This window comes from Maribacter sp. (assembly GCF_039974175.1).
In the GTDB taxonomy this organism is placed as follows: domain Bacteria; phylum Bacteroidota; class Bacteroidia; order Flavobacteriales; family Flavobacteriaceae; genus Maribacter_C.
This window is the reverse complement of record NZ_JBDWJN010000011.1, coordinates 19,001-38,793: the sequence shown is the minus strand read 5'-3', so window position 1 is coordinate 38,793 and position 19,793 is coordinate 19,001. Positions and strand designations below refer to the sequence as shown.

Genomic DNA, 19,793 nt, shown 5'->3' with positions numbered 1-19,793 from the left:
TGCACCTCCCCCACCAGTAACGATATTCAAAAGGGTTGACTTGACAATGAAAGAAGATGCCATATCGGTGATACCTACACCCAAGGTGTTGACCTGATTATTGTTATTATTGCTCGCAGGAGGATCTAGATAGGCGATACCACCTTGAGACAAAAGCTGCAATGAGCCACCACCTAAAGACAATAAAGAGGGCTCATACCCATTCGCAAGTGGATTCGATATTGGCAAATCACTACTACGCCTAGCCTCTGAATGATCTAATGACATGGTAAAACCAGTTCCGTTAACCGCAGCATCTGCTAGGGTATTAGGGGTTGAGGCACTAAAATCCAAACTGTAAGGAAGCACAACAGCGATATCGTCACAATCTAATGTACTAATAGGGGCGCATGGTGTTTGACCGTATGTGAGTATTGGCAAACAAAAGGCCAAGAGGCCGATCGCACGCTTAGTCCTTTTCGAAAGAAAAGCACATTTAAAAACATGAAAAGAATAAAAAGTAAAATTCCCCATAAAGCTTTGGTTTTAATTTAGTTTACTACCAAGTCAAAAGGGTTTTTCAGGTAAGTGTGGGGCACAGCTGAATTGGAAAAATAAATTTTAATTATAAACAAAATAATACCCATGATTGGGTATATTTTTTCAATATAAATTCATACAAAACAAATTTTTCTGTACACGATTATAATTCACAATAAAAAAAGGGGAGGTGAGCATTTTTTACTTAAAATTGAAAGTCAATAGAGAAACCTCTTAAACTCTACATCATCAAGCCTCGAAAATATCAAAAATTATCCAATTAGTAAAGCGTATGAACAAAAAACCGATTAATTGCACAAAAGCACCATAAAATTCAGGTTGCCCTCCTATTTTGTCAATAATGGAGGTAGGTTTACTTCTTAATTACCATCTGTTTTTGGTAGTGTTCTCCATGGGTGTCTTGAGACTTTATAAAATAGGTCCCCGTCGGTAGCAAATTAACATTAAGTAAATAAGCGTCATCCTCAGCAACTTCTGGTCCACTATAAGTATGTACTAGTCTACCCATAGTATCGAATACTTGAATAGTTGTCAGTTCAACTGGTTTTTCAAAACTCAGTATTGTTGTTGTACCTGCCGGATTTGGTGATAGGGTAGTGCTATTTGTAATTGCTCTTTTACCGCTACTGCTTGAATTACAGGTCTCATCGGCTTCACCTAGGCCAACGGGAACTGATGCTGTATTTGTAACATGGATTTTATCAAGTCCGACTGACGTTTCTCGATGTCCAAATTCAACTGTATTAACGCCTATTTCCAAATCAAAGGTCAATGGAGCACTAACAATTTCTCGGTCATGAATCTGATTCCATTCGAATTCTGTGCTTTTGGGTATATTATTCCAGCGCAACCAACCATTACCATTGATACGGATCCAGAAACTATCGTTCGAAGATGTCGGTGCATTCAACAAAACAAAAATTGAATATATACCCGCTTCAGTTATGGGAACATTAAAAGAAACTATCGATTTGGCATCCGAGGTAGGAAAGGAATTGAAGCCGGCAGGTGGAAGCAAATATTGACCACCTGATGCGTCCGCATCATTGACGACACTCCAGTTATCACCTACTATTGCGCACTCCGCTTCCAACCAAATACCATCAGGTACCGTGGTACAGTTTTCACCGGCATCAAAAATAATCCATCCATACTGGTCAATTAAGTTCTGACGTGCCGCTGCGCCTAAGCAGTATTGACTGAAACTGGCTGTAAATTCAACGCCCTCCTGCAAACTTGGAAGACTATTCCAGCCTTGAAGGGTGCTATCATAATTGGCGTTGGATAGCCCTGCCCTAATAAACATATTTCGCATATCCACTACATTAGCTACATTCCAATTACTCAAATCTTGATCAAAAGTAGGCACCTCATAGAACATGCTATTCATTGTGGTAACACTACTTACGTCCCAATTGCCTATATCTTGATTAAAGCTGGTGTTCAATCGAAACATATTAGTCATGTCGTTTACCTGCCCTACATTCCATTGGCCAATATCTTTGTTGAACATTGTACCTTGGAACATATATTTCATGTCCTGAACATTTCCTACATTCCAGCCGTTCAAATCTTGATTGAATTTGCTTGCTCCTGAGAACATCCAACTCATATTGGTAACACTACTAACATTCCAAAGACCAATTTGTTGATTAAACTCTTTGGCATTTGAAAACATGGAACCCATATCGAATACCTTACTGACATCCCAACGGCTTACGTCTTTGTTAAAACTGGAGGCAGCGGCAAACATTACCCTCATATTTTGAACATTGCCAACATTCCAGTCACCTATATCTTGATTAAAACTTGAGGCCCCGTTAAACATCCCTAGCATGTTTCTTACATTACTCACATCCCAGCCTCCTATGTCTTGGTTAAAAACTGTTGTACTACTGAACATGCCTTGCATATCGAGTATAGTACTAACATTCCAATTACTCATAGATTCATTACCTATTAATGAAGCGCATCCTCCGAACATGGCCCTCGTACTAGTTACTGAGGAGAAATTTGGAATATCGGTGGCTAGAACGTCTAAATTACTACAGGCCACAAACGCATTCTCCATAGAACTCCAAGCGATGTCACCCCATTGGTCAATGGATAGTATCTTCTCACGTTCATTAATGCCGTCACTGGTATTGTGAAAATCTATTCGAGGAAATACTCCTGTTATCGAGACTTGGTACACCCCCGGAGTAGTATAGGTATGAACAATGTTGCCGTTAACTCCTGAATCTGAAGTGCCATCACCCCAATCAATTTCGTAATTATATATTTCACCTGATACGGTCTGAATCGTAATTTGGTTGTCATTAGAAATACCAGGGTTATCTGTTTTCCAAGTGGTTATAAAAGATGATGTGTCGGGGCAATCAGAAGTTTTTCCCGCATCGGTAATCGTCCAACCAAAGTCATCGATTAGTTTTTGGCGGGCTTCTTCGCCTTGACAGAATTGGCTGTTGCCTCCGTCAAAAGTTACTCCGTTTCGAATTTGTTGAGTACTCCAGCCTATTAATGTATTATCATAGTTTTCTAGTGATAACGCAGAGTTCTTGAACATATCCTCCATTCTCGTAACCGAGGCGACATTCCAATTTCCCAGTCCTTGATTGAAATCTATCGCTCCTTCGAACATTGAGTTCATTATTCCAGCGTTGCCTAGATCCCAATCACCTATTGGCTGATTAAACGCGCTATTTCTGAACATAAAAGGCAACCTTGAAACTCGACTCATATTCCAAGCACTGATATCTTGATTGAACGAGGATTTTTGAAACATTCCATCCATGTAGGTCACGTTACTAACATCCCAATTTGAAATATTCTGATTAAAGGGTGTATTACTAAACATGTACTCCATGGCCGTTATGTTGCTTACATCCCAATTTTCAAAACTAGAGTTCCCAACCATTGACTCACAAGAAGAAAACATTCCTGATAGGCCACTTACATTCGAAAAGTCTGGAAAATCAGTCGTAGTAACATCCATGTTATAACAAGCGAAAAATGCTTGCCCAAATGACTTCCAAGAAATATCTCCCCACTGTTTAACACTAAGTATCTTCAATCGGTCGACTTCCTCATTATAGAAGTAAATCCTTGGAAAGTCACCAGTAATAGAAACCTCATATGTTCCAGGTGTCGAATACGTATGGGTAATGTCCTCTGTAACGGCAGAATCTATAGTGCCATCACCCCAATCCACTGAATAGTTGTAGGTCTCTCCCGGATAGGTTGGAATAGTTATCTGATTATCTTCAGAAACTCCAGGATTATCAGTTTTCCAAGTGGTAATAAAAGGTCTTTCATCTAAGGGCTCGACACCTAAAATCTCTATAGCATTGATAATCGGGTGGCGTTCGCCTCCTACGGCATCTGTAGAATTAAAGTCAATATTTAACACACCCCCAGTAACCGTTACCCTATGCGATTTCATCAACATTGCATCTGCCCCTACTTCGGCAAAGACATCTAAATCATCTTCGGCCAATTGCCCTTCAATACTGATATCAAAAACACGACTACCTACTCCACCCGGTCCACCTCCTGTGGCGCCGAACCATAACTCAGCGAAGTACAGGTTTACGATATATTCCCCATCTTCCAATGGAATATCATAGCTCATTTGCTGTGAGCGACTAAATCTAAAAGTCTGATATGGTTCTGGCAACCCTGTTTGAGGTCTATCCAATGTATTGCCCGTATCATGGTATTGATCTGCTATAAAATCTTCTCCCTCATAGTTTGCTGCGGTACCTCCAGCATTAATGCGAAGTGCAAAATCAGGTAGTACAATTTCGGTATTCACTGTAATGGTAACTTCATCGAAATTAGTTTCATTCTCATCATCGGTCACCGTAAGTCTAAAGATATAATCACCTGCTATTAAATTATTGGCAGTCAAGGTTGAAGTACCGACACCTGATAATAACGCTGCGCTCGGTCCGCTTTCCTGCGTCCATAAAAAGGTAACGGTACCTCCGTCAGGGTCTGATCCAGAACCGTTAATTGTTGCAGTATTTGTCGGTAATGTAATACTTTGATCTTGGCCGGTATCAGCGATCGGTGCCTGCGACGTACTGGCTTCAAGCTGTAACCATTTTGTTTCTTTAAGCATGATATTTGAATCGCGAATAGGCCTACCCCCTGAAACAATTAACCGATCTCCAAAAGCTTGCGCAGAAGGTTCATCGAGTCCTTCACCGTCAAGTGTGCAAAGCAATGACCATAGATTCAACTGTGGATCGTAAACCGAGATATCATTTACTATGGGGCCGTTGTCTATACCACCAACAATAATGATTTTTCCATTGTGAATTGTGGTTGCTGCCTTAAAATGAGAGCGCGTACGAGCAAGGTCTGCCATTCGTGTCCATTCGTCAGAATTAGGGTCGTAGGCGTGTACGAGTTTGGTATCTTGCTTAGGGCCATCATGCCCATACTGCCCTCCAATGGCATAAATAAGTCCGTTTACGCTTATATAACTATGATGATTTCGAGGGTTCGGCATCGGGGCAGCAAGAGTCCACCCAGCAGCGATATTTTGGAGGTCTAAGACCAAGTGGTCGGCAACATCGGTTTGTCTATCTGGTTCCAATCCACCTACAAAATAAATTTTATTTCCGTTCAGCGCAGCAGCCCCTGATCCTACAGCATTCGGTAAGGCTGGTCCTACACTCCAACTATCCGTTAGGGTATCATAGATTTGGACTACATTGGTTGCAACTCCGGGGTTATCGCCCGCAAAACCACCAATAATCCAAATATCACTGCCAACAGCCACTGCGGCCGTATGGGTAACAGGAACTGGCATCAATGCTCCTAATGTCCAAATGTCATTCGTTGTATCGTATATCTCGGTTTCTGCGACTACCAAAATACCAGGCTTAAAACCGCCCAAGACATATAATTTATCTCCTATTTTTTGACTTACGGCCTCGTAACGTTCGATATTTGCATCGGAAAGGGAATTCCAAATACAAGAAGAATGGGATATTGACCAATCAAACGTTTCACTTGCATCTTCCAACCCAGCCTTGCTTACCACCACCCTTACTTGATGAATACCGTTGTTGTTAGGGCCACCAGTGACAGCGCTTGGGTCAACCATACCAGAGATCAAGCCGGTAGTTTCGTTAATTGATATTCCTAAGGGTTGGCCCGAAATACGATATACAAAAGCAGCATTAGAGTCACCACCCGAAGCCAATACATTTACATTAACCGTGTCATTTATTTCATTCGATTGATCCGCAATAGGGTCTATGCTTATTCTAGGAGTCTGAATACTATTAGAGAATACCTCAATTGCATTAATGACGGGGTGGCGTTCACCTCCAACCACGTCACGTGAATCGAAATCAATATCCAATATCCCTCCTGTTACTGCTACTGTATACGATTTCATTAGCATCGCATCGGCCCCAACCTCAGCAAATATGTCTAAGTTATCTTCTTCCAATTGCCCTTCAATGATAACATCAAATACACGACTACCTATACCACCAGAACCGCCACCCGTAGCTCCAAACCAAAGTTCTGCGAAATACAGGTGTATGGTATACTCGCCATCAGTCAACGGAATATCATATCCCATTTGTTGAGAACGGCTAAAACGAAAAGATTGATAAGGTTCAGGGAGACCGGTTTGGGGTCTATCTAAGGTAGAACCTGTATCGAAATAGTTGTCTGTTATGAACTGTTCACCGTTATAATCAGACGCTACACCTCCGGTATTAATGCGAAAGACGGCTTCTTGAGCAACTGTATTAAAAAATGATAGTAAAAAAAGGACTACAACTAAAAACAGTGGGTTTTTTGAGTAAATTTTTGACATATAGTGGTGTGTGTTAGGTTACCAAATATAAGCTGTCAGAATTTACCTATTTCTATTTATCGATTAATACATGCTTAATTTCGCCAAAATACTAGATCATAAGCCTGCAAAGGTACAAGTAGTGATCTAAGAACAATCTACGACAACAAAATCAAGCCTTACTGCCTGAATTACAGAACTCTAGCCTATGTCGGCCACACCCCTAAGTGCTTGCACGATTCTTGTTGCGTTCAACTGAATTTATAGGATAATAATCAGAAGTCATCTATTTTTCACAACGTCAATGCTTCCTACAAAATTGGAAAATGGAAATAAACAGTACGGCTTTATCATTTGCAGCACTCACATTTGACAACCAACATTTGCTCTTGAATAAGGCAATCAAACGAAAAAGCAATTTTTAACGATTTATATAGTTTTGTAAATATAGGTGCAGAAATGCGACCTATTTAAAAAACCAGACATGAGAAACGCGTTTTACCTAATTGCTCTATTTTGTTTTTTTACGCTACATAGGGCCAGTGCACAAGAAATGAACGCTGAAAAACTATCAGAGCTTATTGCTCAGGTGGCTGATACTACTGTAACCAATGGAAATACCATCCAATTCATGTATAAGGAAAGGCCCTTGATCTGTGTATATGATGAAAACGCCAATCGCATGCGAATCATCACCCCTATTGTTGAAACGAAAGATTTGGAGGAGGAGCAACTACTCAACATGCTTGTGGCTAACTTTCACTCAGCGCTTGATGTTAAATATGCTTTAAGCGATGAAGTGATCTGGTCGGTTTTTATTCATCCCTTAAAGGAATTGGCAGATCATCAGGTGTTGGATGCCATAGATCAAGTGTATGCGGCAAGTGCAACATTCGGCACCACCTACTCCAGTACTAGTCTTGTTTTTCCTGGTAACACAAAGAAAAAAGAGAATCCAAAGGAAAAGAAATTAATCGAAAGAGGTTAGTAACTATTTTCGGGAACCTTACCTTTTATTCCTTTGAAAAAATCCTCATAAATTTTGAAATCAACTTCCTTATCCTCTGACGTATGGTAAGGCGCTGAAACTTTGACTCGCTTATTACCAAAATCAAAAGCCACCATTACCACAGGAACCTGCGCGGCTTTTGCGATATAATAGAAACCTGTTTTCCATTTATCTACCTTCTTTCGGGTGCCTTCAGGAGCGATCGTCAATCTAAACTTTTCTCTTTCGTTAAAAAGGGCAGCAGTAGCACTAACCGTGTCGTTGTTTTTAGTGCGATCAATCGGAGCCCCACCAACCCATCTAAAAAACCAGCCGTAGGGCGCACGAAAAAGGCTTTTTTTACCAATCCAATTAATTTCTTCATTCCACATTTTTCGAACAAGTAATCCCAAAAAGAAATCCATATTACTGGTATGTGGAACCACTATAATCACGCATTTTTTCAAGGCCGAAGGAAATGCTCCAACAACCTTCCAGCCTAGGATTTTAAAGTAAATAAATTGGGCAAGTTTTTGCATGGATTTGAAATAAACGTTTTTGATTGATTCTTGTAAGAGCACCAACCAAAAAGGGGTTCCATGCCGTTAAACAATAAGGTTTATATTTTTTCGTAGAGGAACCTTAGTTTTTCTGGAGTCACAATACTTCTCCAATCCGCTCCCAAGGCATTCTCCCAAAGCGGTTGCATCGCCATGGCCACCTCAATCATGGTATCAAAATCCTTATCGCTCAACCCTGTACAAATGTTTTGTGGCAAAATCACGCCTTGTTTTTCTTTCATTTGATTAAAGAGCTTCACGCCTTCTGGATAAAACTCCTCTAAGTGTTGAAAAACCAAACAGTTTCCAATACCGTGTTTTACCCCCAATACATATCCCAAACCATAACTCATGGCATGCGCAACGCCCACTTGAGAATAGGCAATACTCATACCTCCGTGCCAAGATGCCATCATCAACTTGTCTCGTGATTCCTCAGAAGTTAAGTCTCCTAGATACACTTCCTTACAAAGCTCAAGTGCCTTTTCACCGTAGCTTTGACTAAAAGCATTCAAATAGGTACCATTAAGAGATTCTATACAATGTATGAAGCAATCCATTCCGGTATAGAACCATTGCTCTTTACAAACGCCTTTTGTCAAATTAGGATCTAGAATTACCTGGTCAAATGTGGTGTAGTCAGAATTAATACCCAGTTTTTTCTCAGGCCCTAAAAGTACCGTAGTTCTTGAAACTTCTGCTCCTGTTCCACTAATCGTTGGAATACCGACATGATATATAGAAGGCTTTTGTACCAAGTCCCATCCTTGGTATGCTGCTGAACCACCTTTATTGGTTAACATTATTGACACTGCTTTTGCCAAATCTAGTAGCGTTCCGCCACCAATACCGACGATACCAGATGGAATTTCTGTGTATTCCGCCAAAATTTCTTGAACCAAGGTATCTACCTGCGAGGTCTTTGGTTCTTCATCTGCAGAAATAAAAACAATCTGATCATTAAAAATGATTGGGATTCTTGAGACGACATCTGTTCCTTCGAAAACATCATCAACCAAAAAAATAAATGGGGCATCAGAGTGTCTTCTTTTGGGTAACAATATGCCTCCTAATTGATCGAAACTTCCTCTTCCAAATACCACTCTTGGTACCATCGGAAAGTTACGATAAGTTTGGGCTGTGGCATCGGATGCCTTGGGTAACCCCATTTCATTTTTAGTATCCATAATTCAATTTACAAATGCTTCAAAATATCTGATAACTTCTTAATTTTCAAATACTTAAAATCATTATCTTCAACGGTAACTTCTTCGTGCTTCCAGGTGGTATGAAAAGGGACGTGAACCGCCTGCGCCCCAATATTCAATAAGGGCAAAACATCTGATTTTAGAGAATTCCCAATCATCAAAAACTCTTTAACATTAATCTCTAAATGTGAGAGCAAATTTAGATAGTTTTCTTCTTTCTTATCGCTTAAAACCTCAATATGATGAAAATATTTCGACAAACCAGATCGTTCAATTTTACGTTCTTGATCTAGCAAATCGCCCTTGGTCAAAACGATCAACCGGTATTTATCTCTTAATCCGTCCAACACTTCCTTTACGCCTTCTAGAAGTTCTACGGGGTGTGAAATCATCTTTTTACCTAGATTCAACAATTCGGTAATAGTTGCCTGTGAAACCGTATTATTTGAAAGTTCTAAGGCAGACTCTACCATTGAGAGCATAAAACCTTTTATTCCATATCCATAGAGCTCTAAATTTTTCATTTCCATTTTGAAGAGCTCCTGATCAATTTTGTTTTTGGTTTCAAAACCATCTAACAGACTGGCAAAGGTTTCCTCAGCCTCTCGAAAATAGGTTTCGTTGACCCAAAGGGTATCGTCTGCATCAAAGCCAATAACTTTTACAGCACTGTAATCTATCTCCATGCTTCCTGTGCTCGCTTTAAATCTTCTGGGGTATCTATTTCAATTCCACTCACCGTAGTCTCAACCATCTTTATTTTCTTACCATATTCCAAATAGCGAATGGCCTCTATCTTCTCTGTAGCTTCTAAAGCAAGCATTGGCAAACGTTGGAAATCCATAAGCGCCCGCTTGCGAAACGCATAAATACCCTTATGCTTATAATATAGGTGTTCGACATCTGTTGCTCTGGGATAAGGAATTGGAGACCTTGAAAAATACAAAGCAAAATTGCGGTTGTCGACAATTACTTTAACTGTATTCGGATTCTTTATTTCCGCCTTATCGGTAATACGAACCATTAAGGAAGCCAAATCGATTTCCTCCTCAATATCAGATCTAAAAACATCAAGCACACCGCTTAGGCTTTCCTTGTCTGTAAAGGGTTCATCACCTTGAACATTTACAATGATATCTACATCCATATCAACGATAGCCTCGGCAATTCGATCACTGCCACAGTCGTGTTCTTTGATACTCATGATTGCTTTCCCTCCAGCTTCCGTAATCGTATCGTATATAACATTACTGTCAGTAACTACGTATACTTCTTCAAACAGCTTGGTATTTTTGGCAGCTTCGTAGGTTCTAAGAATAACCGGTTTACCCGAAAGGTCTTGCATCAGTTTTGCCGGAAATCTTGACGCCGCGTAACGAGCGGGTATCATCGCGATTATTTTCACTTTTCTTGCACTTTAATTTTATGATTTCGCTCGAGGGCGAAGTTTTCTATATATCCTAAAAATGATAAATAGAATAACGATTACTAAAACTATTGCGATCATGGGCGCAAAAATAGACGCCGTTGTTACTGCCACCGCAGTGCCGGTCTCCACAGTAGAAACAATTGGGTTAGCTGCCCCGCCTGTGGTTGCTGTAGAGGCCAATCTACCAGCAGCACCAGCTCCTTTGATAGCCGTGGCCGTTCCGCCACCCGCTATTATTGCCAATGACCAAGTCACTACCGGATCCAAGCCCGCAACAGTACTTACCATTACGGCCGTACCTGCAATAGCTGCCAAAGGTACAGCCATACTATCCAATAGGTTATCTACCCAAGGAATGAAATAAGCAAAAACCTCAATTACAGTAGCAACACCTAACGTAATTACGGCAGCAAGACTGCCAATCCATTGCCAACTATCATTTAATTCCCAAACATTGAAATAGGCCGCAAGGCTCAGTGCAAATAAAGGCAGGAACACTCGAAAGCCAACGGAGGCCGCTAAGCCTACTCCTAAAAATATACTGATTACGGTTTCGGAAGTCATTATCTATTGATTCTTTTCATTGGTCTATTTCTGGCTCTCAGCTGATTGGTATAATTTACAATGCAGCATCTAGCCAAATTTAACCTATTCCCCATCAAGAAAAAAATCGTTCTTGAATCCGATTAAGAAAAGCTGTTTTTTAGCCCTAGTGACAGCTGTATAGAGCCAACGGAGGTATTCTTTATCTACGCCGTTGGGTAGATAGGGCTGCTCGACGAAAACAGTATTCCACTGTCCGCCCTGAGACTTATGGCAGGTTATTGCATATGAAAATTTTACCTGTAAGGCGTTAAAATATTTGTTCCCTTTCACACCTAAGAATCTTTTATACTTTGACTTTTCATCGGCATAGTCTTCCATTACCTTTTGATAGAGTCGGTTTCCATCTTCATAAGACAAGGAAGGTGTGACCGCCTGAATGGTATCTAGCAGTAGTACCGTTTCAAAAGGTTTCATATTTGGATAGTCGACCATCTTCACTTTCACCTCCGCAAACTTGAAGGAGTAGAGTTCCTTTATTGCATAGATTTCAAGCACTTCAATGATATCACCATTGGCAATAAAACCTGCTTCCGATTTTGTATCGAGCCAAAAGTAGTTGTTCTTTACCACCATCATAAAATCACCTACAGCAATCTCGTTTTCTAAATACAGAATTCTACTTCGAATGTTTTCGTTGTACAAATTGGCCCTTTTATTAGACCGAACAATAAAACTGGTTTCTTCTTTGCCATTTTCCGAATACGAATTATCAATGGCATCTAAGATTTCTTGGCCTTCAATCAACCGAACAATATCCTTAAAAGGATGCACGTCAAATTGAAATGCTTCAAAAAATTCAGTTTGCAATTGCTCTCGTAGCATGGTTGCATTTACTAAAATTCCAGAATCCTCAGCCTGCCGCACTACCTCATCCAACTCCAATCGGATAACATCCTTATTATAATTCAATTCCAGTTTATCCGCATCTAAGGCCGGGCTCAAATTTAAATGTACCGGGGGAAGTTGTGCCGTATCTCCGATTAGCATTAGTTTGCAATTATGGCCTGAGTAAATGAACATCAACAAATCATCTAACAACGAACCATTTTCAAAGAGTTTAGAATCAGCTGGGGTATCGGGTATCATCGATGCCTCATCGACAATAAACACCGTATTGCGATGCTTATTCGGGGCAAGAACAAATTGTACGCCCCCTCCACTCTGTTTCTTGGGAAAGTATATTTTTCTATGGATTGTAAATGCCTGAGTATTCGAATAATTAGACATGACTTTGGCCGCTCGCCCGGTAGGCGCCATCAAAACCGCTTTCATACCAGTCTGCCACAAACTATTTACTAAAGTACCTACAAGTGTGGTTTTTCCCGTACCTGCAAACCCTTTTAGCAAAAAAACGGTATCCTTTTTGTTGCTTAAAATATAGGTCGATATTTTTTGTAAAGCTACGGACTGCTTCAAGGTAGGTTCGTGTGGAAATTTGTCCTTTAAAATAGCATAAAAAGAAGCGTCTGTAAGGGTTTTCATAGGGCTGCTAAGATAAACAGGATTTTTAGTAGAAAAACTTTTGCGATTGAAAAAAAAATGTAAATTTGTCAATAAGCCAAACTTTTAAAAATTTATTTTATGGTAACACTAATATTGATTATAATAGGAATAGTTGTCTTTACTGTTTTAATGGTGATGTTGATAGACAAATTTTTGCCACAGAAGATGAAGCCTATTATTTCTATTGTACTAGGATTGTTATCGCTTCTTTTCGCTTATCTTATCTATGAATCTATTACAGGTCCTATTCGGTTTCAAGAGGTAAAAGAAGAGCGCTTCGCAAAGGTCATCAATACCTTGAAAGACATAAGACTTTCTCAGGAAGCCCATAAAAGTGTTACCGGAAAATACGCGAATGACTTCAAGAGTCTTGTAAGCTTTGTAGATGGAGCGGAATATACAATAACTACCCAGAAAGATTCATCGTTTATGCGTTTTAACAAAGCTTTTGGCATTGATATGCCAGTTGACACAGTTATTATCGATACTTTGGGTACACGGGCAGTTAGAGATTCGCTTTTCAAAAAAGACACTCGGTATAAAAATATGATGAACGTGCCTGGCGTACCAGGCAAGACTTTTGAAATGAAAGCCGACATCATCGATAAAGGTGGTTACAAAGCTCCTGTTTATGAAGTAACCGTGGCCAAGAGCGATATTTTAGCGGATCAGCCAAAAGACCTCTTATCTCGTGAGAATGCACAGGTAAGCGTTGAAGAGGTTAATGGAACCCATATAACCGTTGGTTCTTTGGTGCAGGTGAGTACAAGTGGAAACTGGCCGCCCATATATGATAGAAAAGGTGACAATTAAAGAAGCTGTAGCTATTTCAAAAGAATTCAATAAACTGTCCATTCAAGTTAGCTTGAATGGACTTTCTTTTTGCATTGTAGATACTATTGGCAATACCGTATTAAACGCTGACCGTATTGTTTTTGAAAAAGAACGCACCCCATACGGGCTGCAAAAAGGCTTGGTTTCTCTTTTCAATAAACATTCAATTCCGCAACAGCAATTCAGCGAAATCATCGTTGTACACCGCAATAAGCTATTTAGCTTGGTTCCACAGTCACTCTTTGATGAAAATGAGATGGCCAACTATTTAAAGTTTAACACCAAAATATTAGCTAACGATCATATTGCTTATGACAAAGTGGAGAATCATGATATGATCAATGTATATGTACCGTTTGTAAATGTCAATAATTACGTTTATGAGCTTTTTGGAGAATTTGTATACAAGCATAGTGGTACCGTAATGGTAGAGTCACTCCTAAGTGGTCAAAGCATTGCAAAAGAACCTACTTGTTATGTTCACGTAGCCGACCGGCAAATGGAAGTTACTGTAATTTCACAAAGGAAGCTATTACTGTACAATAGCTTCGACTTCGTTACCAAAGAAGATTTTATCTACTATCTGCTCTTTACCTTAGAACAACTGAAGTTAGATACCGAGTTTACCAAACTAAAGCTATTTGGGGCTATAGAAGAAGGCGATCCTATTTATGACATCTGTTATGAGTACGTAAAGAACCTTTCCATATTTGTTCCTTCTGTATCTTCGTACCCAATGGATATTAAGAAAGATGCCATTGACTTTACCGTTTTAAAGACCCTTTAATGCGTATTATTTCAGGGAAGTATAAAAGTCGACGTATAATAGCACCAAGTAAATTGCCAGTTCGTCCTACTACCGATATGGCAAAAGAAGCACTCTTCAATATTTTGAATAACCGCTACTATTTTGATGAGGTCTCCTTCATAGATCTCTTTGCTGGCACAGGAAACATAAGTTATGAATTTGCTTCACGTGGCTGCGAGCAAATCACTGCGGTAGACGGAAACTTCGGTTGTGTACAATTCATCAACAAAACGGCTGCGGAACTTGATTTAAGCATTACTACCCTGAAAAGCGATGTGTTTTCCTTTCTGGAAAAGACGCATCTAAAATCGGATATTGTTTTTGCCGACCCTCCATATGACATACCTCAAGAGGATTTTGAACAAATCGCAAGCTTGATTTTTAAAAATGAATTACTTCTCCAAGATGGAGTTTTAATAATTGAGCATGCAAAACAAACTGATCTTTCACATCTTCCAAATTTCAGCAATCAGCGAAAGTATGGAGGGAGTGTTTTTAGTTTTTTTGAAGCGTAGTATCTTTGTCTTAAGATGAAGCTTCAAATCAAAATAAAAAAAGAGCATAACAAACCTTCTACGCTTTCATGCACGCGAGAAGACGGCTCGATTACCTATGCTAAGCTACAGGTAGATTTCGAAATTCACGATATAGCGCATTATGTTGTAGAGCAGCAACTACAATTGAAAAATGCCTTCTACGGCTTGCTCTGTCAAGGGTATCAAATCAATGATTTTATGCTTCCCAAAAAAGAACGCCCAGAGGCATTGCAACCTGAGAACCTACCCCCTGAGTCATTAGCAACTGAACATCTTGTCAATTTATTGACAATTGATTTCGTGCAATCGGAGAACCAAATGGAAGTTTCAAAAACCTTGGAAAATATATTAAGCGAAAATAGACTAGCATTTCCTGAGAACCCAACGCACGAAAAAGTGCATTCAATGCAAAACGAATTGGTGGTTTTAATGGCCGAATGGAATAGCTTACCTTACAATCGAACTTTAGATATGAACTTTGAACTTTAATTGTGTTGGGAAAAGAAATGCAAACCCATGTTGCTGTTCCCCAAGTTAAAGCGATACGTTTACAAGACTATGGGGTTGGCATCTTTCCCACCCTATCCACCAAATCTGCCCTAAAGAAAGCCTTAAAGAAGAAGCATATTTTTGTAGATGGCAAACTAGGAAAGACCTCTACCTTCATATATGGAAATGAACTTATTACATTTTACCCCTTAGATGAAAAAACTGGTCAAAGGAAGTTAATTCTCCAATTAAAAGTTCTTTATGAAGATGAACATATTGCCATTATCAACAAGCCCGCAGGAATTCTAGTAAGCGGTAACTCTTTTAAAACTATAGCAAACGCGCTTGAACAAAACCTAAAAAGGAGTATTCAACCTGATGCTATCAAACCACAAGCTGCGCATCGGTTGGATTTTGCCACCACGGGACTCTTACTTATCGGAAAAACAAAGGCTTCACTTTTAGTTTTGAACAAGCTATTTGAACAAAAACTAGTAGAAAAAACCTATTTCTCTGTCACCATTGGAAAAATGCTAAAGCAAGGTACCCTAACATTTCCAGTGGATGGCAAGGAGGCCATTTCGAATTTTGAGGTAGTAGAAACCATCGTATCGGAACGGTTTCAGTGTTTGAATTTAGTAAAGTTAGCTCCAGAAACAGGAAGAAGACATCAATTGAGAAAGCATCTTTCAGCCAATGGGAATCCCATTCTTGGCGACGCAATCTATGGTAAAGCAGGTTTAATTTTAAAAGGTAAAGGAATGTATTTGCATGCCCATTCCTTAGCATTTATCCATCCGGTAACTGAAAAAAGAATGTATATTGAACAAGAATTGCCAAGCAAGTTTGGGAAGCTATTTAAAAGAAATTAAATACAACCCAATATAAAAGCCTTTTGCCTTTTTCGCATACCCAATTAAAAAAGCAGGTCATAAGCCGGATTCTGTTCGCCCCCGAATTTATTTCAGGGTCTCCTTATCATTTATCTAGACTTTCAGTTACCCGAAAGTTCTAACCGCCTACCCTTCGGCTCGGGCGTGCAGCCCTCAAACACCGGTTTACATGACGTTTCACCGCATAGAGTTTACCTGATTTCACTACAGCCGAACTGTACTTGCTTTCTGTTGCACTGGTCCTATTCGCCAAATGACGAACGATGGGTGTTACCCATTATGCTGCACTATGGTGTCCGGACTTTCCTCGTCTCGCCGCAGCGAGCCGTGATAAGGTGACCTGCTGGCCGCAAAGGTAGCGCAATAAGCCTGAATTGTTGATAAAAATTCACTTAAAGAAAGAGAATCTCCTTTGATAGTATGGTGCTATTTCTATATTTGTAGACCATTCATTTTTGACTCAAAATAGTGCCGATTTGGAACCCTTTATAGTATCAGCTCGAAAATATAGACCTCAAACATTTAATGATGTTGTAGGGCAACAGGCGATTACCAATACGCTGCTGAATGCTATAGAAAATAACCATTTGGCACAAGCGCTTTTGTTTTGTGGTCCAAGAGGAGTCGGCAAAACTACTTGTGCACGTATTCTTGCCAAGCAAATCAACCAAGATGGTACGCAAAGTAAAGATGAAGATTTTGCCTTTAACATTTTTGAGCTTGATGCCGCCTCCAATAATAGTGTAGACGATATTCGGAATCTAATTGACCAAGTACGTATTCCACCGCAAGTAGGTAAGTATAAGGTATATATCATTGACGAGGTGCATATGCTTTCGGCATCAGCATTCAATGCCTTCTTAAAGACCTTAGAAGAGCCTCCGAAACATGCCATATTTATTTTAGCCACAACGGAAAAGCACAAAATCATACCCACCATACTTTCTCGATGTCAAATATTTGATTTTAAACGTATTACCGTAAAAGATGCGGCAAATTACTTAAAGTATATTGCTGAGAGCCAAGGTATTGAGGCAGAGGATGACGCACTTCATATTATTGCTCAAAAAGCAGATGGTGCAATGCGAGATGCGCTCTCAATATTTGATAGAGTGGTCAGTTTTTCTGGAAAGCAGTTGACGAGAAAAGCAGTAACCGAAAATCTAAATGTTCTCGACTACGAAACCTATTTCGAAGCTACCAACCATATTCTCGAACACAATATTCCGAACTTACTCCTTTTATTCAATGGCACTTTAGCCTTAGGATTTGATGGGCACCATTTCATAAGCGGGCTGGCGTCACACTTTAGAGATTTGATGGTGTGCCAACACCAGAGTACTATCAATCTCTTAGAAGTGGGTGATGGTGCAAAACAGAGTTATTTAGAGCAATCAAAAAAGACTTCAAATTCTTTTTTATTGAAAGCGCTGCAATTAGCAAACGATTGTGACTTAAAATATAAAACCAGCAAAAATCAACGTCTTCTGGTGGAACTGACCTTAATGAAGCTTGCATCCATCGATTTTGATGGTGAAAAAAAAAATCCTGAATCCTTAGCGCTGTCAGAAAGCACCATTGAATTTATTGCACCTGCTTCTTTTTATCAGGCAATGGCAATTACTCCTTCCAAACCCGTTTTGGACACTTCTGAAAAAGCTCCTATAGAAGGCCCTGTAGAAACATTGGAGCCTGCTAAAGAAGTGATCGTTACTGAGACTAGTTCAGCTATCTCAAAGACAAGTGTTTCATCATATGAAGTACCCATTTCGGAGTCTGAAGTGACGGCTCAAGTATTACAAAACACACCCTCTGAGCCTGTATCAATCCACACTAAACCGAATGTTGAAGTAGCCTCCGCGGAAGCAATAAAAGACTCTTTTACGGCTGAAAAAACTCTAGTCAATGAATCGGATGTTTTAGTTTCAGCAACCACGGTAACAGTAGAAGAACCTTTGGTTGAAGAGAAAGCCGTAGCAACGCCTAAAATCAACATTAGTCTCGCGGAAAAAAGGGTTTCTGCACTTTCAATATCCAGTTTAAAAGCCAAGAAAGTTCACGAACAGAATCGAAAAGATGATGCAATTGACGAAAGTCAACTACCGAATATGGCCTTTAGCGAAGAAGTCATGCAATCACATTGGGCCGATTTCGTTCACAAACTAGACGAAGCTGGAAGAAAAATTTTGGCTTCTAACTTAAATGCCGATATTCCGAAGTTGAGAAATGAAACCACCATCTTTATCGAGCTGCCCAATGGCACAATGAAAAAAGAAATAGAGCGAGAGCAGTATGATTTGATGGAGTACCTCAAATCAAAACTGAACAATCATTTTATTTCGTTACAAATTAGTGTGAATGAAGCTACGGCCAAAAAATTTGCTTTTACACCTGAAGAAAAATATCAAAAGTTACGTGAAAAGAACCCGGCTATAGATTTATTGCGAAAAGAGTTCGATTTAGACCTTTGATTTCTGAACAACCCAACCACGCAATGCCAGTATCAGCATTACCACTGCAATAATTAAGAGTCCGAATGCTTCCCGTCCTTCTTCTACGTTTTTGATATCGCCCGCACCTATTTCAAAACCTTCAAATTTCTCAGGGTAAGTATAAAAGAATCCGACCAAAGAAAGAATGCCTGCTACTAGTGGCACACTAAAGAAAATGCGGTTGAATGCAAAGGCAATAGCGATAATTCCTGCAAAACCCCAAACAATCATCCAAACTAATGAGTCTGGGTCGTTGTACTGTAATCCGGCGGATACTAAAAACAAAATTCCAAAAACAAGGGCAAAAACTTTAAAAATGGTATTCATGGTCAGATATATTTATTTCAAGTCCTAAAATACCAATCTAGTCTGCAAAAACACTATGATATTTGTCATTTTTTATATGCAAAAACTCATTCCCGTTTTCTTGCTATTTTTGTTCTAAAGAAAAAGGCTATGCTGGGTTTAAAACTTCCGACCGATCCTCGATGGGTAAATATCGTAGAAAAGAACATTGATGAAATACTAACCGATCACGCGTATTGCGAACAGAAAGCTGCAAGTACTGCTATTTCGTTGATTGTAAGTTTTCCAGAATATACGACCTTGATCGAAGAAATGATAGCACTTTCTCGTGAAGAAATGGGGCATTTTAAAATGGTGCATGATCGCATTGTTGCCAGGGGGAAAACCTTGGGAAGAGACCGAAAAGATGAATATGTATTGCAGCTAGTAAAATTCTTTCCCAAAGGCGGTAGCAGAACAACACAGTTGGTTCATCGACTTTTGTATGCCGCTTTGATTGAGGCCAGAAGCTGCGAACGGTTTCGACTGCTATCGGAAGAGCTGGAAGATAAAGAGTTGGCCAATTTTTATCATAAATTAATGGTTAGTGAAGCCAGTCATTATACCATGTTCTTAAAATTTGCAAGGCAATATGGTGACCGCCAAGAGGTCGATAAAAAGTGGCAAGCCTTATTAGATTACGAGGCGAAAATCATGAAGAGTTTAAGCAAAAGCGGTAGTATTCATGGGTGAAAGCGTATTTAGCCGAAGGCTGTAGTATGCAGTTTTGAGGATAATTAT

At 39.7% G+C, this 19,793-nt stretch carries 17 protein-coding genes and 1 other RNA gene; 8 read left to right on the top strand and 10 right to left on the bottom strand.

The window, feature by feature from the left end; genetic code table 11:
- The coding region (locus ABJN95_RS16105; protein ID WP_348371879.1) for a hypothetical protein at positions 1–513 on the bottom strand (513 nt) is incomplete at its 3' end.
- 379 nt (positions 514–892) lie between these two features.
- On the bottom strand, positions 893–6,382 hold the full coding sequence (locus ABJN95_RS16100; protein WP_348371876.1) for a BspA family leucine-rich repeat surface protein: 5,490 nt from the start codon (positions 6,380–6,382) through the stop codon (positions 893–895).
- Positions 6,383–6,845: 463 nt separating this feature from the next.
- Here ABJN95_RS16100 and ABJN95_RS16095 point away from each other — a divergent pair, with 463 nt between their 5' ends.
- On the top strand, positions 6,846–7,349 hold the full coding sequence (locus tag ABJN95_RS16095; protein ID WP_348371874.1) for a hypothetical protein: 504 nt from the start codon (positions 6,846–6,848) through the stop codon (positions 7,347–7,349).
- On the opposite strand, the gene ABJN95_RS16090 is transcribed toward ABJN95_RS16095, so the two are convergent.
- From ABJN95_RS16090 to ABJN95_RS16065, 6 genes are all read right to left on the bottom strand, one after another.
- Positions 7,346–7,888 carry a 1-acyl-sn-glycerol-3-phosphate acyltransferase gene (locus tag ABJN95_RS16090; protein WP_348371871.1) on the bottom strand — a complete coding sequence of 181 codons (543 nt, stop codon included), beginning with the start codon at positions 7,886–7,888 and terminating at the stop codon, positions 7,346–7,348. The genes ABJN95_RS16095 and ABJN95_RS16090 overlap by 4 nt on opposite strands.
- An 80-nt stretch (positions 7,889–7,968) precedes the next feature.
- Positions 7,969–9,096, bottom strand: coding sequence for an iron-containing alcohol dehydrogenase family protein (locus ABJN95_RS16085; RefSeq protein WP_348371869.1), 1,128 nt, complete (start codon positions 9,094–9,096; stop codon positions 7,969–7,971).
- Positions 9,097–9,104: 8 nt separating this feature from the next.
- Positions 9,105–9,803, bottom strand: coding sequence for an HAD family hydrolase (locus ABJN95_RS16080; protein WP_348371866.1), 699 nt, complete (start codon positions 9,801–9,803; stop codon positions 9,105–9,107).
- Positions 9,794–10,507, bottom strand: coding sequence for a 3-deoxy-manno-octulosonate cytidylyltransferase (gene kdsB, locus ABJN95_RS16075; protein WP_348371863.1), 714 nt, complete (start codon positions 10,505–10,507; stop codon positions 9,794–9,796). Before kdsB ends, ABJN95_RS16080 begins: the two co-directional genes overlap by 10 nt.
- Positions 10,508–10,540: 33 nt before the next feature.
- Positions 10,541–11,110 carry a DUF4126 domain-containing protein gene (locus ABJN95_RS16070; protein WP_348371861.1) on the bottom strand — a complete coding sequence of 190 codons (570 nt, stop codon included), beginning with the start codon at positions 11,108–11,110 and terminating at the stop codon, positions 10,541–10,543.
- A gap of 84 nt (positions 11,111–11,194) precedes the next feature.
- Positions 11,195–12,634: an AAA family ATPase gene (locus ABJN95_RS16065; protein ID WP_348371858.1), complete on the bottom strand. Its 1,440-nt coding sequence runs from the start codon at positions 12,632–12,634 to the stop codon at positions 11,195–11,197.
- 99 nt (positions 12,635–12,733) lie between these two features.
- On the opposite strand from ABJN95_RS16065, the gene ABJN95_RS16060 reads away from it, so the two are divergent.
- The 5 genes from ABJN95_RS16060 to ABJN95_RS16040 are packed head-to-tail and all read left to right on the top strand — an operon-like array spanning position 12,734 to position 16,194.
- Positions 12,734–13,468 carry a hypothetical protein gene (locus ABJN95_RS16060; protein ID WP_348371856.1) on the top strand — a complete coding sequence of 245 codons (735 nt, stop codon included), beginning with the start codon at positions 12,734–12,736 and terminating at the stop codon, positions 13,466–13,468.
- The gene (locus ABJN95_RS16055) at positions 13,446–14,276 is read left to right on the top strand and encodes a DUF3822 family protein (RefSeq protein ID WP_348371853.1); all 831 of its coding nucleotides are present in this window, start codon (positions 13,446–13,448) and stop codon (positions 14,274–14,276) included. Before ABJN95_RS16060 ends, ABJN95_RS16055 begins: the two co-directional genes overlap by 23 nt.
- Positions 14,276–14,812 carry an RsmD family RNA methyltransferase gene (locus ABJN95_RS16050; protein ID WP_348371851.1) on the top strand — a complete coding sequence of 179 codons (537 nt, stop codon included), beginning with the start codon at positions 14,276–14,278 and terminating at the stop codon, positions 14,810–14,812. Before ABJN95_RS16055 ends, ABJN95_RS16050 begins: the two co-directional genes overlap by 1 nt.
- A 15-nt stretch (positions 14,813–14,827) precedes the next feature.
- Complete coding sequence (locus tag ABJN95_RS16045) at positions 14,828–15,322, top strand: hypothetical protein (protein WP_348371848.1); 495 nt, start codon at positions 14,828–14,830, stop codon at positions 15,320–15,322.
- Between the two features lie 2 nt (positions 15,323–15,324).
- The gene (locus ABJN95_RS16040; RefSeq protein WP_348371845.1) at positions 15,325–16,194 is read left to right on the top strand and encodes an RluA family pseudouridine synthase; all 870 of its coding nucleotides are present in this window, start codon (positions 15,325–15,327) and stop codon (positions 16,192–16,194) included.
- Between the two features lie 45 nt (positions 16,195–16,239).
- Here ABJN95_RS16040 and rnpB read toward each other — a convergent pair.
- An RNA gene (gene rnpB / locus ABJN95_RS16035) (RNase P RNA component class A) lies at positions 16,240–16,562 on the bottom strand.
- A gap of 129 nt (positions 16,563–16,691) precedes the next feature.
- Here rnpB and ABJN95_RS16030 point away from each other — a divergent pair.
- The gene (locus ABJN95_RS16030; RefSeq protein ID WP_348371881.1) at positions 16,692–18,686 is read left to right on the top strand and encodes a DNA polymerase III subunit gamma/tau; all 1,995 of its coding nucleotides are present in this window, start codon (positions 16,692–16,694) and stop codon (positions 18,684–18,686) included.
- Here ABJN95_RS16030 and ABJN95_RS16025 read toward each other — a convergent pair.
- A complete protein-coding gene (locus ABJN95_RS16025; RefSeq protein ID WP_348371843.1) occupies positions 18,675–19,034 on the bottom strand; it encodes a transmembrane 220 family protein in 360 nt (119 codons plus the stop codon). The two genes, ABJN95_RS16030 and ABJN95_RS16025, sit on opposite strands and share 12 nt — an antisense overlap.
- Before the next feature lie 129 nt (positions 19,035–19,163).
- Here ABJN95_RS16025 and ABJN95_RS16020 point away from each other — a divergent pair, with 129 nt between their 5' ends.
- Positions 19,164–19,745, top strand: coding sequence for a tRNA-(ms[2]io[6]A)-hydroxylase (locus tag ABJN95_RS16020; RefSeq protein ID WP_348371840.1), 582 nt, complete (start codon positions 19,164–19,166; stop codon positions 19,743–19,745).
- Positions 19,746–19,793 lie beyond the last annotated feature (48 nt).

Coding starts and splice junctions, on each gene's coding strand:
- ABJN95_RS16100 (WP_348371876.1), bottom strand. CDS start 6,382: ATGTCAAAAATTTACTCAAAAAACCCACTGTTTTTAGTTGTAGTCCTT.
- ABJN95_RS16095 (WP_348371874.1), top strand. CDS start 6,846: ATGAGAAACGCGTTTTACCTAATTGCTCTATTTTGTTTTTTTACGCTA.
- ABJN95_RS16090 (WP_348371871.1), bottom strand. CDS start 7,888: ATGCAAAAACTTGCCCAATTTATTTACTTTAAAATCCTAGGCTGGAAG.
- ABJN95_RS16085 (WP_348371869.1), bottom strand. CDS start 9,096: ATGGATACTAAAAATGAAATGGGGTTACCCAAGGCATCCGATGCCACA.
- ABJN95_RS16080 (WP_348371866.1), bottom strand. CDS start 9,803: ATGGAGATAGATTACAGTGCTGTAAAAGTTATTGGCTTTGATGCAGAC.
- kdsB (WP_348371863.1), bottom strand. CDS start 10,507: ATGATACCCGCTCGTTACGCGGCGTCAAGATTTCCGGCAAAACTGATG.
- ABJN95_RS16070 (WP_348371861.1), bottom strand. CDS start 11,110: ATGACTTCCGAAACCGTAATCAGTATATTTTTAGGAGTAGGCTTAGCG.
- ABJN95_RS16065 (WP_348371858.1), bottom strand. CDS start 12,634: ATGAAAACCCTTACAGACGCTTCTTTTTATGCTATTTTAAAGGACAAA.
- ABJN95_RS16060 (WP_348371856.1), top strand. CDS start 12,734: ATGGTAACACTAATATTGATTATAATAGGAATAGTTGTCTTTACTGTT.
- ABJN95_RS16055 (WP_348371853.1), top strand. CDS start 13,446: ATGATAGAAAAGGTGACAATTAAAGAAGCTGTAGCTATTTCAAAAGAA.
- ABJN95_RS16050 (WP_348371851.1), top strand. CDS start 14,276: ATGCGTATTATTTCAGGGAAGTATAAAAGTCGACGTATAATAGCACCA.
- ABJN95_RS16045 (WP_348371848.1), top strand. CDS start 14,828: ATGAAGCTTCAAATCAAAATAAAAAAAGAGCATAACAAACCTTCTACG.
- ABJN95_RS16025 (WP_348371843.1), bottom strand. CDS start 19,034: ATGAATACCATTTTTAAAGTTTTTGCCCTTGTTTTTGGAATTTTGTTT.
- ABJN95_RS16020 (WP_348371840.1), top strand. CDS start 19,164: ATGCTGGGTTTAAAACTTCCGACCGATCCTCGATGGGTAAATATCGTA.